Below are 14,588 nucleotides of genomic sequence, written 5' to 3'. Positions count from 1 at the left end.
GTGTAAAATAAAACAATCAGTTATGGCGACAGATATTTATAACGATACAGTTTATCTACCTTTAGAGGATGTTGACAGCGAACATTGTGCATCGATTGTCGAAAAAGGACTAGCGCATGTCAAGGGCTTGGCGAGCTATCGGGTGGAACTGAATAATCATAGAGCTGCTATCGTACCGAAGGATAGTGAGGCCGTCGTTAGTAGTGTAAAGACGATCAAAGATCTTGGTTATGGTGTTTCCACATTGACCAAAACATTCCCCGTTCTTGGGATGACTTGTGCCTCCTGTGCCAGTAGCGCCGAAAGTATGGCGAAATATGAACAAGGGGTTGTCAATGCGTCTGTAAATTTTGCAACAGGAAACCTTACGGTTGAGTATTTGCCTAATATTACGGATCATTTAAAAATCCAGAAAGCGGTTCAGGCTGGTGGCTATGATTTATTAATCGAAGATGAATCTACTCAGCAGGAAACGTTGGAGGCTATTCACGTCGAGAAATTCCGTAAGCTTAAAATCAAAACACGATGGGCAGTAATACTATCGCTTCCGGTAGTCGTGATAGGTATGTTCTTTATGGATATGCCGTACGCAAATCCTATTATGTGGCTGTTTTCCACGCCAGTAGTTCTTTGGCTGGGTAAGGACTTTTTTGTCAACGCGTGGAAACAGGCCAAACATCGTTCGGCCAATATGGATACGCTTGTTGCGTTAAGCACGGGAATAGCCTACATCTTTAGTGTGTTTAATATGCTTTTTGCTGAATTTTGGCATCAGCGCGGCTTGCATGCACATGTGTATTTTGAGGCCGCCTCAGTCGTCATTGCTTTTATTTTATTGGGTAAACTACTGGAAGAGAAGGCCAAAGGTAACACCTCATCCGCCATTAAAAAGCTAATGGGGCTGCAGCCTAAGACGGTGATGGTCATTCAATTGGATGGAACAGGGCGTCAGGTCGCTATAGAAGCCGTTAATACCGGCGATATTATTCTGGTGAAACCAGGGGAGAAGATCGCCGTTGATGGGGTCGTTATCAGCGGAAATTCCTATGTTGACGAAAGTATGTTAAGCGGAGAGCCGGTCCCGGTTTTAAAAATGGGAAATGAGCAGGTATTTGCAGGGACGATCAACCAGAAGGGCAGTTTTCAGTTCAAAGCTACAAAAGTTGGACGCGAAACAATGCTTGCACAGATCATTAAAATGGTACAGGATGCACAGGGTAGTAAGGCTCCTGTACAAAAACTGGTCGATCGAATTGCTGCTGTATTTGTTCCCGTTGTCATTGGGATTGCTATTTTAACTTTTCTGCTGTGGTTTATTTTAGGCGGAGATAACCATCTGGTACAGGGTTTATTGGCAGCGGTAACGGTTTTAGTTATTGCTTGTCCTTGCGCACTAGGTTTAGCAACTCCCACAGCAATCATGGTTGGAGTGGGTAAGGGAGCTGAGCAGGGTATTTTAATTAAAGATGCAGAAAGTCTGGAGCTGGCCAAAAGGGTAAATGCAGTTGTTTTGGATAAAACCGGAACCATTACAGAAGGTAAACCTGTTGTCACAGACGTGTATTGGAAAAGAAATGAGGATAATTTGAAAGGTATCTTGTTGAGCCTGGAGAAACAGTCAGAGCATCCATTGGCAGAAGCTGTAGTCGGGTATTTTAAAGATGTAAAAGCTACTCCAATATCCTTTATCGAAAGTATTACGGGGAAAGGTGTTAAAGGCAGTGATGGAATCGAAACGTACTCTGTAGGTAATCGCAGGTTGTTGGATGAGAATGGGATTACAATTCCGACGGATTTGATGGAACATGCCACTCAATGGGAACATCAATCCAAAACAGTGATCTGGTTTGCCAACAGTCATACTGCGTTAGCGGTAATAGCCATTGCGGACCGAATTAAGGAAACTTCTGTACGTGCCATCAAGGAAATGCAAGCACTAGGAATTGAGCTATATATGCTGACAGGCGACAACGAGGCTACAGCCAGGGCCATTGCCGCGGAAACAGGTCTTCAGCATTACAAGGCTGAGGTGTTGCCAGAACACAAAGCTGATTTTGTTAAAGAATTACAGCAAAGGGGGCATGTGGTCGCTATGGTTGGGGACGGTATTAATGACAGTACAGCCTTAGCAACGGCCGATGTCAGTATTGCAATGGGTAAAGGAAGTGATATTGCCATGGATGTGGCGAAAATGACAATTATTTCTTCTGATTTGACGAAGATACCGCAGGCTATTCGACTTTCCAAACAAACGGTCGCGACAATTAAACAAAATTTGTTCTGGGCGTTTATTTATAATTTAATTGGGATTCCCCTCGCCGCAGGTATTCTGTATCCATTCAATGGTTTCCTTTTAAACCCGATGATAGCTGGAGCTGCAATGGCATTGAGCAGTGTAAGTGTTGTCAGTAATAGCTTGCGACTTCGCTGGAAAAAATAGTGAACTATTTGAGCTATAGACAGCATTTTAAACGGTAAATATTGTAAAAAAAAATAGAAAAAATGTAAGTACAACCCGTTGAATTAAAGGGATATTTGTATAGATAATTAAATAGATTAATAATATTAAAATGAAATAAGATGGAAAGCAAAGAACTTCAATTTAAAACAAACCTTACTTGTGGAGGATGTGTATCCAAGGTAAGTGCTGATCTGGATAGCGTGGACGGTATCTGTGAATGGAATGTTGACACCACAAATGCAGACAAAATTTTGACTGTAAAATCTGAAGGTGTTTCGGAGGAAGAAATCATTGAAATTATCAAAAAAAAGGGCTTTAATGCCACGGCCTACTCCGCATAATTGTTCCATAAATTTATAGAAGCATCACACCCTAAATGTTGGATAAAACTTTTAGGGTGTTTTTATGATGTATATTGATGAGACGAAACTGAGCTCAGTGTTATTCGTTTTAAATTTGAGGTTTCCTTTTTATCCATTTTAGTTTTAGCTTTCTGTTAATTAAAATAGATAAACATATCTTGAAAATTAAGTGTCATTTTAGAAAATTGGCGGATAATATCTTGTCCTATATTTCCAAATACGGTTTCATTCTTGATCTTCGATTTTAATAGGTTTATCTTTTTAAGCGCGATCGGTTTATCGCTAATATGGAAGGTATGGTGAATGATAAAGCCATCATATTCAACGTTACCACCTGCGCCCCCCATGGCGACTTTGGTCGGTATACCCTGTTTTTCTATATGTTGTTTGTAGGTTTCGTAAAACGGCGCATAAAGGATTGTTTTTTCAGCTCCTGTATCAAAGGTATAGTGCTTTCCATCAATAGCAATAAGCGGTGATAACCCATCTATTGCAAGATTTGAAGCTTTCCATGCAACCGTAGGTTTTTTGGGTACAATAAAAAAATCATCCTGTGTAAGCTGTACTTCTTGCAGTGCTTCAATAACGGGGAAGCCTATTATGCCATTGATCTGATAGGCGATTTGTGGGATATAAAGTGCACTATCTGGGAAAACCAGGAATACAGCATTCGATATGTTGATGCTACCAAGTTTTAATTGTTTACAGACTGCTAAATTGGCTTTGATAGAAATACCTGTAATGGCGTCTACATCAATATCTGCACGGATAATATCCATATGAAGTCGTTTGGCCACAGACTCCGAAACTGTCGATAGATTTGCTCCGGTGTCAAATATGAAACTTGCTGTATCGCCGTTGACCTTTACTTTAAGATTCTTCAACCCGGCTTTATCTTTCGTCATTTTAAGACGGGTATCGTCGTTGATTTCTACAAGCTGTGGCTTTACATGATCAAGTGCAGACCAGATTTTTAGATTATTTCGGAGGTCCGCTCTTGTATCTGGTGATAGCAAGGGATCAAATTCGAGTAGTATTTTTTGCGTTGTCTGTTTTGCCCCAACGTAATCTTTCAGTTTAACGAAATTATCTTCCTGAACGCGTCGTATCTTTAGTCGCAGTGTGTCGGGTAATTCTTCTGTTGCTGCGCTCAATAGTGCTATTTTTTTGTTTGAAGCGATGGGTTTATTAAAGGCGTTATCGAGTATTGCCAAAATAAAAACTTGCTCGTTGGCGTTTAAGAAAGTTTTATTTGCCTTAAACAGGTCGCGGGCGGTGAAGAAATCTTTTGATGCTATTAGCTGATATAGCATGTTGAATTTAGTTGAGGTGGCTTGTCCGAAATTAAGCTGGATGGTGATGAATAACAGGAAACATATTGATAAGCATTTTTTGAAATGATTTGCTGGGAGATTCATGATGTATTCAATTAATTGTCTTTTGATCAACGATATGTTCACGCTCTTAAATGTCGGAAAAGTTCTTATTATTTTTTTAATTTTATTGTTACTTATTTTACTATTGATCAAAGGTTTATGTTGTGGAGTTGTGTGCAATACTTGTGGTCTTGAATAATTAAGGTTAAATTAGCTAATGTTTTGAGAAATTTCTCCTAGGAGGATTGGATTGACGAGATCTCCGAATTCGGATTTAATCTTTTACCCCTTACTTTAAGAGAACGATTAGTGAACAGGGATTTATTTTTAATAGAATAATTTAATGAAACAAAAGACGATGAATATTAGGTTTAATGGAGGGGTTATTTTTTTTGGTCTTGCGGCTTTATCGACCAGTTTATTTTTTAGCTGTGGAAACGCTGGAAATAAAAGTGAGACCAAGGTCGAAAAGGTAGAGGAAGCTACTGAAGTTACTGCACCCACAACGCAGGAGTTATCTTTTAAGGATAAAGAGGGCAAAGTTCTTCAATTAAGTGCTTTAAAAGGTAAGGTCGTATTTATTAATTTCTGGGCGACCTGGTGTCCTCCCTGTATTCATGAACTACCTTCTATTGACCAGCTTAGGCAATCGCTTAAAGACAATAAGGATATCGTTTTCCTCATGGTGGACGTTGATGGTGACATGGAGAAGTCTTCAGCATTCATGGCGGAAAATAAGTATGATCTGCCCCTTTATATTGCAGCGGGTGAAATTCCTGCAGAATTCTTAGGGCAGTCCATCCCGACGACGGTCATCTTGGATAAGGCTGGAAAGATCGTAGAGCGTCTGGAAGGAAGCCGTGACTATGGAACTCCTGAGATAAAAAAAGCATTGCAGGATATCGCGAGCGGCAGTTAACGATCGATTATTGTAATCGCTATTTTCTATAGCTGGAGAATAGAATTTGAAGAGAAAAAACAGTATTTTCGCGGTGTCAAGTTAATTTATAGCTATGTCCGAACTTCAAGAGCAGACTGCAGTCAGAACGACTTATTTTAGTATTGTAGGTAATGCATTACTGGCATTATTAAAATGGTTAGCCGGTTTCTTTGGAAACTCCTATGCCCTGATTGCGGATGCAATTGAGTCAACAGCGGACATTTTCTCTTCATTTCTAGTGCTTCTGGGTTTGAAATATGCGCAACGACCTGCCGACGACAATCATCCTTATGGTCATGGTCGGGTAGAACCCCTCATTACATTTATTGTCGTTGGTTTTCTCATTGTTTCTGCAACCATAATCGCTTATGAAAGTATTGAGAATATAGGAACGCCACATGACCTGCCAAAACCTTGGACCTTATTTGTTCTGGGCGGGATCATTGTATGGAAAGAAATTTCTTATAGGATCGTTATGAAGAAAAGTAAAGAAACAAATAGTTCTTCACTTCGTGCAGACGCTTGGCATCATCGAAGCGATGCGATAACATCAGTTGCAGCCTTCATTGGGATATCTATTGCATTGTTGCTCGGAAAGGGATATGAAAATGCGGATGACTACGCGGCATTATTTGCTGCTGGATTTATTCTGTATAACTGTTATCATATTTTCAGACCGGCGCTTGGCGAGATCATGGATGAAAATGTATACGATGAGGTCATTGATAATATCCGGGAAGAAGCATTAAAAGTAGATGGGATAAAAGCCACAGAAAAATGTTTTGTTCGCAAATCGGGGGCTAAATATCACGTCGATCTGCACGCTATTGTTGATAGTGAAATTACGGTGAGGGAAGGACATGAGCTGGCGCATAAACTCAAAGACCATTTGGTTACGCATATTCCTGATCTCGGTCATGTGATGATCCATATTGAACCGAACGAATGTCTTTGGGAAGCAAATTGAAATGGCGACACATGTTAGTTTTCTTAAACCGTGCCACCATTGATTGTTTAGAAGCTTAGGTGTTTTCAGCTTCAAGCAATTCGATCTGCCATTTAATCTGATCCGCTTTAATAGGGTAATCGATATTATTTCTTAAGCTTTCATAAATGGCTTCAAACAGCTGATTGTAATCTCCTTTATGTGGTGTTACTAAAGACTCATGTTTTTGATTTGAAGCGTCTATCGTAACAAGTTTCCCCTCGAGGCCGGCTGGCTCAAGGCCATAAGATGGATTGTCAGGTAGCATACCATCTAGCAATTGCTGTTCTTGCACATCCGTCATATTCTTGATAAAACTCCCTTTTGTACCATGTAAGACAAAGGCGGGCTGCGGAGAGGCAACAAGTAGACTACCCGTTAAATATACGTTCAGTCCAGCTGGATAATAGAGATGGTAGTGAAAATAATCTGCGACTTTAGAATCCGGCCTGTTAATGGATGTTGTCTTGGTAAATTTAACCGGTTTTCCAAAAAGTGAGATTGCTTGATCGATAAGGTGCGGGCCTAGGTCATAAGTAATACCATTGGAAATATACTGCGTATCTTCCTTAAAGTATTTTTGTCCCAATTCCATTTTATAGCGATCAAATCTGAAATGTACTTCAATCAGCTTTCCTAATTCTCCACTGTCGATCACTTTTTTAATGTCTAAAAAGTGACCGTCATACCGTCTGTTTTGATAGAAAAATAAGTGTTTTCCTTGTTTTTTGCTGATGGCAAGAAGCGTATCGAATTGTGTAGAGTCATCTACGGCAGGTTTTTCTATCAATACATGTTTTCCTGCTTCTAGGGCCTCTTTCGCATATTGGAAATGGGTATAGTTTGGTGTATTCACAATGACCAATTCGATGCCTTCGTCCACTAGTAGTTCAGCAATGCTATTATAGCTTTTTATTGCCGGATAAAATTCATGTGCTGCTTTTTTCGACCGTTCTACAACAGCACTGAGATTGAAATGTGGATTGGTATGTATAAATGGTGCGTGAAAAACACGTCCTGACATGCCAAAACTCAGTATTCCTGTGTTAATTTGAGTGTGTTTCATGTTGATTTAAATTACTTTAGCGTTGTCTTGTTAGTTGTTAGCCTTCAATATAAACTTTAATGCTATTGCGTGACGTTCTTATCCGGGTTTGACTCTCCAAGGTGGTTTGCAGATAAATGCGTTATGCCGTCTTCTGTTGCTAGAAGACACTGCGAACACAGTCGATAAAAAAGTGAATGTTCTACGACACCTGTAATGAGTTTGATTTGTTTATTTAAATCAAAAATATCGGGTAGTGTATAAAAATAAATATCTGCCAGGAAATTACCTCTCTCAGACAGGAGAGGACCTGATTTTTGTTCGGATTTTCGTAATACTACGTCGGCTATTGCTGTAGAATAGCTTGACTTTAGTTCTTTCAGTACCGATAACCAGGCTTCGGGTATAATTTCAACACATAGTGGATGTTTTGTGGTCAGTTTATCGACCATCTTTGCGCCATCGACCAATAGAATAAACTGCTGTGCCATATTCGCCATAATCTTTTCACCTGTGTGCACGCCGCCGCCACTTTTAAATGCATTTAAATGCATGTCCACTTGATCGCAGCTGTCAAAATAATAGTCCAACGTTGCTAGAGTACTGTTATCCATACAAGTAAGATCATTCTCTTGGAGTAGTATTTTGGTTTCAAAAGAAGGCGAAGTAAATTTTAAGCTGGATTTAAAGCTGATACTGCCGGCGATTAATTCGATGAAATAAGCTATTGTTGATCCAACACCTAGTCCAATGAGCTGATCGGGTTTTAAAAGTTGAAGAGCAGCTTTGGCAGCTTCCTGTTTGAGATTATTCATAAATGGTAAACTTATAAAATGGTAATACCTTGTGTGGCATAAGGCTGTAAAATGCGATCAAGAGGATCTTTTTCTGTAATTAAATAACTGATATCAGACGCGGGACATGTTAGGAAAGGTGCGAGGGTATCGAGCTTATTGCTTGTTGTTGCAGCAACAATGTTCATTGAATTTTTACAAAGTACCCTTTTGATAGCTGTTTCCTCGAGCGTCCTTGCCGTAAGTCCGCGGTAGAGATCCAGGCCGCATACCCCTATAAAGCTGATATCTGCGTATATTTCTCCATAGGCGGAAATAGTTTGCTGTCCCTGCATCGTAAGAGATGATTTGCAGAAAGCACCACCCGCGAAAATCAAGCTGATGTTTGGGAGGTTTGCAAGTATATTGGCTATCGGGAGACTATGTGTGACAACAGTAAGGTTTAGGCTATCTGGAATATTTCCAGCAATTGCCTGTGTTGTTGTGCCTCCATCGAAAAAGATGACCTGATGATCTTTCAATAGTGTGATTGATTTTTCTGCTATGAATTGTTTCTCCATAACATCAAGGTTATTTCGGTCGTATATATCGAATGGAATGTTTGACCGTAGTGTAGCACCGCCACGAATAGCCCGAAGTAAGCCGGCATCAGCTAACTCTTTAAGATCACGTCGCACGGTATGTTCGGAAACACCAAGCTCGGTGGCCAAGTCCGCCATCGCTAATTTTCTTTCCTTTTGGATTTTAATTAATATAAAATCGTGACGTTCTTCTTTTGAGATCATGCTATAAATATATGTATTTATGCTAAATGTTGCAATGATAGGAGCTTTATTTGGTAAAAATCTGCAATGTATTGCGGTTTAGTCTGCTATTTACTGTAAAATTAATTTTTTGGTGCTGGAAGATCGAATTCAATCCCATTTTTAATGAACTTGTTTTGCCGCACTTATTTTTTATTAGCATTATATTTGTGAATGATCGGTGATAGTTTCGTTCGTTCTCCAGTTGTAACCAATTTATAATTTTCACTTTTACAGGCTGTTGGTTAATGTTGCGTTTAAAACCATAGAAATCAATTAAAATATGAATATTATCGTAAAAATTGCAGGTTCTATGCTGTTCGTCTTTTTGAGTGGTTGTAAGATACAGCATGGCGTACAGCTTAAGAAAGGACAATGGGTATTGGGGGGCTTTGAGCGCCCCAAAGGAGTAAATCCAATTATTGAGCCTGATACAAGTTCGCTATTTTATGATCCAATGCTAAAGAAGGAGATCCGATGGGAGGACAACGACACTTTTAATCCTGCGGCAGTGGTGAAGGGAGATAGTGTCTTTGTCATATATCGTGCGGAAGACCGGACGGGGAAGGCTATTGGCCACCGGACCTCCCGTCTGGGGTTAGCGGCTAGTGCGGATGGTATTCATTTTGAACGGCTCAAAACACCGGTATTCTATCCGGGGCCTGATGAACAGCAGGATAACGAGTGGCCTGGCGGGACAGAAGATCCTCGGATAGCACAGACTGAGGATGGGCGTTTCGTGCTATTTTATACCCAATGGAACCGAAAGGTGCCGCGGCTTGGTGTAGCAATATCCACTGATCTGAGACACTGGGTTAAGTATGGTCCCATTTTTAAAAAATCGAAAAACAGGCCCACTCTCATTGATGAACCGCATAAATCAGCTTCAATTGTGACAGTAATGAACGGTAACAAGCAGGTGATAGCTAAAATCAATGGTAAATATTGGTTGTACTGGGGAGAACATGGTGTTTATGGTGCCACATCCGATAATTTGATTGACTGGGAACCCGTAACAGCTGGTAAAGGTATACTGAAAGCCTTTATTTCCCCAAGGGACGGTTATTTTGATAGCTCCTTGACCGAGTGTGGTCCCCCAGCAGTTTTGACTGATAATGGAATTGTATTGCTATACAATGGTAAGAATCATGCTGAGAAAGGAGATAAGCGTTTTAATAAAAATACCTATTCGGCGGGGCAGGTGTTATTTGATCCACAAGATCCAACAAGGGTACTGGCTCGAATGGATACTCCGTTTTTGCGTCCCATGGAAGCCTTCGAGAAAAGTGGGCAATACATTGATGGAACGGTTTTTATTGAAGGGTTGGTCTTTTTTAAACAAAAATGGTTTTTATATTATGGTTGTGCGGACTCTAAGGTTGCTGTGGCCATTTATGATCCCGAAAATCCTTCCGTCATGGACCCCTTGCCCTAATCGGTGTGAAGTTGTTTTCATAGCGTAAAGGCTATAGTGAGTCTGAATGCGCTATTGTTAAGGGGTTATGGAGCGGTTGATCGGAGGTTGTATTAATTGAATTCACAAAATTAAAAAAGGCAGATCATTTGATCTGCCTTTTTGGGTAAGTAATCGGGCTCGAACCGACGACCCCTAGAACCACAATCTAGTGCTCTAACCAACTGAGCTATACCTACCGTGATTTTGATGATACAAAAGTACGATTAAACCCTATTCCCTCCAAATATTTGACTGAAAAAAAACAGCGTTTAAAGTCAACTAGGTGAAGATTAGTTTATTAAATTTTAATAAAAAACATCGAAACGCGTCCATATCGGTGCCGATATGCATTTCGCTACTCCCAAAGCTACTATTTTCTTCCAATTTCTACTAAAAAAGGCGGTTCCTATCAAAGAAACCGCCTTTTTTAGTAGAGGAAATGTTGTTAGATCATTTCTACACTTCTCTTCACAAAAGATGTTAGATCGGCTCCAGACAATAAACCTCTGGATAGGAGCGCTAAATCAAAAGCCTGTTTTGCTAGTTTTGAACCCTCTTCGTCCGATGCTGATAAAATTCTTTTGATCAGCGGATGGTTTCCATTGACAGTTACCTTATAATTGTCGGGCAATGAACCATAGAAATTCATACCTCCACCTGTCTTGGCCATATCTTTCATTCGGCGCATAAATTCATCAATTGTTACCGATACAGGCAGGTCACCTTCATTTAACGCGTCAACTTCAACTTTCATATCTTGCCGTGAAATTGCTTTTTCGAAAACCTCAAGCGCTTTTTTGGATTCTTCTTCCGAAAGGGCAAGTTCGACCTTTTCGTCTTTTTGGATCAATTTATCGATAACGTCAGCATCCACACGTTTCAATTGAACCTTTTCACCGCCCTTTTGCTCCAAATAAGCAGCAAAGTGCGTATCCAGTGGCCCATCAAGCATCAAAACATCATAACCTTTGTTTAATGCTGTTTGGATAAACCCATCTTGTTGAGCGGCATCATGTGTATATAAGTAGACAATGTTACCATCTTTATCTACCTGGATATCTTTGACCTTTTCGTAATACTCTTTAATGGTGAAGCTTTGGTTCCCTGTGTTTTTTACTAAACAGAAGTCATTTGCTTTTTCAGCAAATTTCTCATCGCTTAGCATACCGTATTTGATGAATAAACCGATATCCGTCCATTTCTCTTCAAACCCCTTACGGTCGGTCTTAAATATTTCGTTCAATTTGTCGGCCACCTTTTTGGTGATATAACTGTTGATTTTTTTAACGTTACTGTCTGCCTGTAAAAATGAACGGGATACGTTTAATGGAATATCCGGTGAATCGATGACCCCATGAAGTAACATCAAGAATTCAGGAACAATATCTTTTACCTCGTCGGTGATGAACACTTGTCTAGAATAGAGTTTGATTTTATTGCGTTGGATCTCCAGTTCATTTTTAACTTTAGGGAAGTAAAGGATACCTGTTAGGTTGAATGGGTAATCTACATTGAGATGAATCCAAAACAACGGCTCATCCATTGAGTAGGGATAGAGTTCGCGGTAGAAGGCTAGATAATCTTCGTCTTTTAATTCAGACGGTGATTTTGTCCAAGCCGGATTGGTATTGTTGATGATATTATCTACCGCTACAGATTTGTATTTTGGTTTTCCTTCTTCGTCTTCGCCATCCGGTTCAGAATTCGTTTTGGTACCAAAACGAATTGAAACAGGAAGAAATTTAGCATACTTATCTAAAATGTCCTGTAAGCGTGCCTGGCTTAAAAATTCAGTTGATTCTTCGTTAATATGTAAGATGACATCTGTTCCACGGGTGGTTCTTGTACCTGTAGAAATTTCGTAAGATGTACTACCATCGCAAGTCCAATGAGCGGGTTCTGCTCCATCCTGATAAGATAAGGATTGGATTTCTACTGTATCGGCCACCATAAATGCGGAATAGAAGCCTAAACCAAAGCGGCCAATGATTTCATTTGCATCATTTGCCTCTTTGAATTTTTCCATAAACTCTGTTGCGCCTGAGAAAGCGATCTGGTTGATGTATTTTTTTATTTCATCTGCTGTCATACCAATACCATTGTCGGAAATAGTGATGGTCTTGGCAGCTTCATCAAATTTTACGTCTACAATCAATTCTCCTGTTTCCCCTTGGTATTGACCCAAAGAAGCCAGACGTTTGATTTTTTGAGAAGCATCAACGGCATTAGATACCAGTTCACGCAAGAAAATTTCATTATCAGAGTATAAGAACTTTTTGATTACGGGAAATATATTCTCCGTGTGAATTGAAATACTACCTTTTTCTGGATTCATAATTTGTATGTCGCTATTTTTAATTTTAAGATTTGTTTAAAACATACAATCTGTGTTCCAAATCGTCCCTACAGGACATGATGGCAGGAAACGGTCTATTTTGTCATGGAGGCGTTTGCTGGATTTATAGAATCCCAACGTACTCTGTCAGCGCGAGGTGATCTTTATACTAGTTTAGACCTGGGCTATGCGGAAAATTGGCGACATGTGCATATTTGGGGCCAAGTCCAATAATCGCATCCTTCCATAGCAATTCACCGTTACCTTCAAAAATGAGCTGATGGTGGTATTTGTTTTGTACAGCCCAGCTATTTTCTTTTATTTCGCCGTCTAACTGACCGGCGGACCATCCAGAATATCCGATAAAGAATTTTAATTCATCTTGTTTTATGCTGTCCGTTTGTATGGCTTCAATAAGTCTATCTTCATCGCCGCCAAAATAGATTCCAGGGGCTACTTCTTCGCCACTCAGCAGCAAATCAAAACGGCTATGTACAAAAAAAAGGCTTTCCTGAGCCACGGGACCACCGACGTAGATGGGGAAATTGCAATGCGGTATAGCTTCCAATAATTGGCCTATACGAACATTGGTTTGATTATTTAAGACAAATCCGAGGGAACCTTCTGTATTGTATTCGCATAACAATATCACGGATCTGAGGAATCTAGGGTCTAGCATAAATGGTTCGGAAATCAACAGACTTCCTTTTTGTGGGTCTAGTTCGGTAAACATATAGCGCGAGTTTTAATTATTTATTGAATTTAATCTTTTTTATTTAATCTATGCGAGATTTGTGCCAAAATTAGGATTTTGTCAATTTCTACTAACTTTATAGAGAAAAAGCAATGATTTTAGTAAGTTTGTAGGATATAAAAACAGGTTTCTATGTCCATTCAACATAAAGATATTGCAGCAATCAGACAGGATTACGTATTAGGTAGCCTATCTGAATCGGACGTGGATCGTGATCCGGTCCAGCAGTTTAAAAAATGGTTTGACGAGGCGATTCGTAGCGAGGTAATTGAGCCAAATGCCATGGTGCTTTCAACGGTGTCCTCGCAGCAATTGCCGTCCTCGAGAGTCGTTTTATTGAAGGACATTGTAGCCGACGGACTGGTCTTTTTTACAAACTATGAAAGCCGTAAAGGTGAGGATATGAAAGCTAATCCGCATGTGGCCTTGTTGTTTTTTTGGCCCGAATTACAAAGGCAGGTCCGAATTGAAGGTGTTATTGATTTTGTGAGTGAGGCCGATTCGGATGAATATTTCCAATCGCGGCCAAAAGCAAGCCGTATTGGTGCACTAGCATCCCCGCAGAGCCACGAAATCCCCAACCGCAGTTTTCTGGAAGGCAGGGTGAAAGAACTCGAGCATCAGTATGATGGGAACGATTCTGTACCTAGACCATCGCATTGGGGTGGTTATCTATTGAAACCGGTTTATTTCGAGTTCTGGCAAGGACGTGCAAGCCGGTTACATGATCGCATAGTCTATAAAAAAGTGTCAGATTCCTGGAAGATTACGCGTATAGCTCCATAAATATGACATTTGACGAAATTAAATCGATGCTTGTTTCCAAATTTGGAATTCAACTTATTCTTAAAGAAGATCGCAATGGACTGCAGCCTGCACTATTTATAGATAAAGCAGATATTGTAGCCGTTTGTTTATTCCTCCGGGATACAGAAGGCTTATATTTTGATTTTTTAAGCAACCTTACTGCAGTGGATTATCAAACGCATTTTACCATTGTCTACCATTTAAATTCCTTACCGTATCAACACAGTTTGGTCTTAAAAGTTGAGTTGTCTGGTCATCGTTCGCTGGATGAACTACCGGAGATTCCTTCGCTTACTTCGGTGTGGCGCACGGCAGACTGGCATGAGCGCGAAGCATTTGACCTGATGGGGATTTATTTTGAGGGACATCCGGACCTTAGAAGGATTTTGCTGCCTGACGATTGGGAGGGCTATCCTTTACGGAAGGATTATGAGGAAGCGGAGAAATATCATGGCATTCATATTAATTGA

The 14,588-nt window shown here is 40.1% G+C and carries 13 protein-coding genes and 1 tRNA gene; 7 read left to right on the top strand and 7 right to left on the bottom strand.

Translation table 11 applies throughout. From position 1 onward, the window contains the following. Positions 1-22: 22 nt before the first annotated feature. Together AAW12_RS09780 and AAW12_RS09775 are read left to right on the top strand one after the other, a co-directional pair. A complete protein-coding gene (locus tag AAW12_RS09780) occupies positions 23-2,440 on the top strand; it encodes a heavy metal translocating P-type ATPase (protein ID WP_046673420.1) in 2,418 nt (805 codons plus the stop codon). 140 nt (positions 2,441-2,580) lie between these two features. Continuing rightward, on the top strand, positions 2,581-2,802 hold the full coding sequence (locus tag AAW12_RS09775) for a heavy-metal-associated domain-containing protein (protein ID WP_046673419.1): 222 nt from the start codon (positions 2,581-2,583) through the stop codon (positions 2,800-2,802). A 155-nt stretch (positions 2,803-2,957) separates the two neighbouring features. Here the strand turns inward: AAW12_RS09775 and AAW12_RS09770 are convergent, their stop codons facing one another. Then, positions 2,958-4,136, bottom strand: coding sequence for a retropepsin-like aspartic protease (locus AAW12_RS09770; RefSeq protein WP_046673418.1), 1,179 nt, complete (start codon positions 4,134-4,136; stop codon positions 2,958-2,960). A gap of 421 nt (positions 4,137-4,557) precedes the next feature. On the opposite strand from AAW12_RS09770, the gene AAW12_RS09765 reads away from it, so the two are divergent. Together AAW12_RS09765 and AAW12_RS09760 are read left to right on the top strand one after the other, a co-directional pair. Next, positions 4,558-5,118 carry a TlpA family protein disulfide reductase gene (locus AAW12_RS09765; protein ID WP_156167606.1) on the top strand — a complete coding sequence of 187 codons (561 nt, stop codon included), beginning with the start codon at positions 4,558-4,560 and terminating at the stop codon, positions 5,116-5,118. A gap of 94 nt (positions 5,119-5,212) precedes the next feature. Then, entirely contained in the window at positions 5,213-6,106 is an 894-nt protein-coding gene (locus AAW12_RS09760) for a cation diffusion facilitator family transporter (RefSeq protein WP_046673416.1), read from the top strand. A 55-nt stretch (positions 6,107-6,161) separates the two neighbouring features. Here the strand turns inward: AAW12_RS09760 and AAW12_RS09755 are convergent, their stop codons facing one another. The 3 genes from AAW12_RS09755 to AAW12_RS09745 all read right to left on the bottom strand — a co-directional run bounded on the left by AAW12_RS09755 (position 6,162) and on the right by AAW12_RS09745 (position 8,748). Next, positions 6,162-7,190 (bottom strand): Gfo/Idh/MocA family oxidoreductase, encoded by a 1,029-nt coding sequence (locus AAW12_RS09755; RefSeq protein ID WP_046673415.1) that lies wholly within the window; start codon positions 7,188-7,190, stop codon positions 6,162-6,164. Positions 7,191-7,252: 62 nt separating this feature from the next. Then, complete coding sequence (rpiA, locus tag AAW12_RS09750; RefSeq protein ID WP_046673414.1) at positions 7,253-7,984, bottom strand: ribose 5-phosphate isomerase A; 732 nt, start codon at positions 7,982-7,984, stop codon at positions 7,253-7,255. 11 nt (positions 7,985-7,995) lie between these two features. Next, entirely contained in the window at positions 7,996-8,748 is a 753-nt protein-coding gene (locus AAW12_RS09745; RefSeq protein ID WP_053003606.1) for a DeoR/GlpR family DNA-binding transcription regulator, read from the bottom strand. Positions 8,749-9,049: 301 nt separating this feature from the next. Between AAW12_RS09745 and AAW12_RS09740 the strand changes: the two genes are divergently transcribed. Beyond that, positions 9,050-10,201: a glycoside hydrolase family 130 protein gene (locus AAW12_RS09740; RefSeq protein WP_084823124.1), complete on the top strand. Its 1,152-nt coding sequence runs from the start codon at positions 9,050-9,052 to the stop codon at positions 10,199-10,201. Positions 10,202-10,345: 144 nt separating this feature from the next. Here the strand turns inward: AAW12_RS09740 and AAW12_RS09735 are convergent. The 3 genes from AAW12_RS09735 to AAW12_RS09725 all read right to left on the bottom strand — a co-directional run bounded on the left by AAW12_RS09735 (position 10,346) and on the right by AAW12_RS09725 (position 13,290). Further along, positions 10,346-10,419 (bottom strand) — tRNA-His (locus AAW12_RS09735). Between the two features lie 248 nt (positions 10,420-10,667). Continuing rightward, positions 10,668-12,557, bottom strand: coding sequence for a molecular chaperone HtpG (htpG, locus tag AAW12_RS09730; protein ID WP_046673413.1), 1,890 nt, complete (start codon positions 12,555-12,557; stop codon positions 10,668-10,670). Positions 12,558-12,726: 169 nt separating this feature from the next. Next, positions 12,727-13,290 carry a YqgE/AlgH family protein gene (locus tag AAW12_RS09725; protein ID WP_046673412.1) on the bottom strand — a complete coding sequence of 188 codons (564 nt, stop codon included), beginning with the start codon at positions 13,288-13,290 and terminating at the stop codon, positions 12,727-12,729. A 153-nt stretch (positions 13,291-13,443) separates the two neighbouring features. Here AAW12_RS09725 and pdxH point away from each other — a divergent pair, with 153 nt between their 5' ends. Both pdxH and AAW12_RS09715 read left to right on the top strand, forming a co-directional pair. Beyond that, a complete protein-coding gene (gene pdxH / locus AAW12_RS09720; protein WP_046673411.1) occupies positions 13,444-14,097 on the top strand; it encodes a pyridoxamine 5'-phosphate oxidase in 654 nt (217 codons plus the stop codon). 2 nt (positions 14,098-14,099) lie between these two features. Next, positions 14,100-14,588 carry an NADH-quinone oxidoreductase subunit C gene (locus AAW12_RS09715; RefSeq protein WP_046673410.1) on the top strand — a complete coding sequence of 163 codons (489 nt, stop codon included), beginning with the start codon at positions 14,100-14,102 and terminating at the stop codon, positions 14,586-14,588.

Origin of the sequence: Sphingobacterium sp. Ag1 (genome assembly GCF_000988325.1) — a bacterium.
Lineage (GTDB): Bacteria > Bacteroidota > Bacteroidia > Sphingobacteriales > Sphingobacteriaceae > Sphingobacterium.
This window is presented reverse-complemented; position numbering and strand designations above follow the sequence as displayed.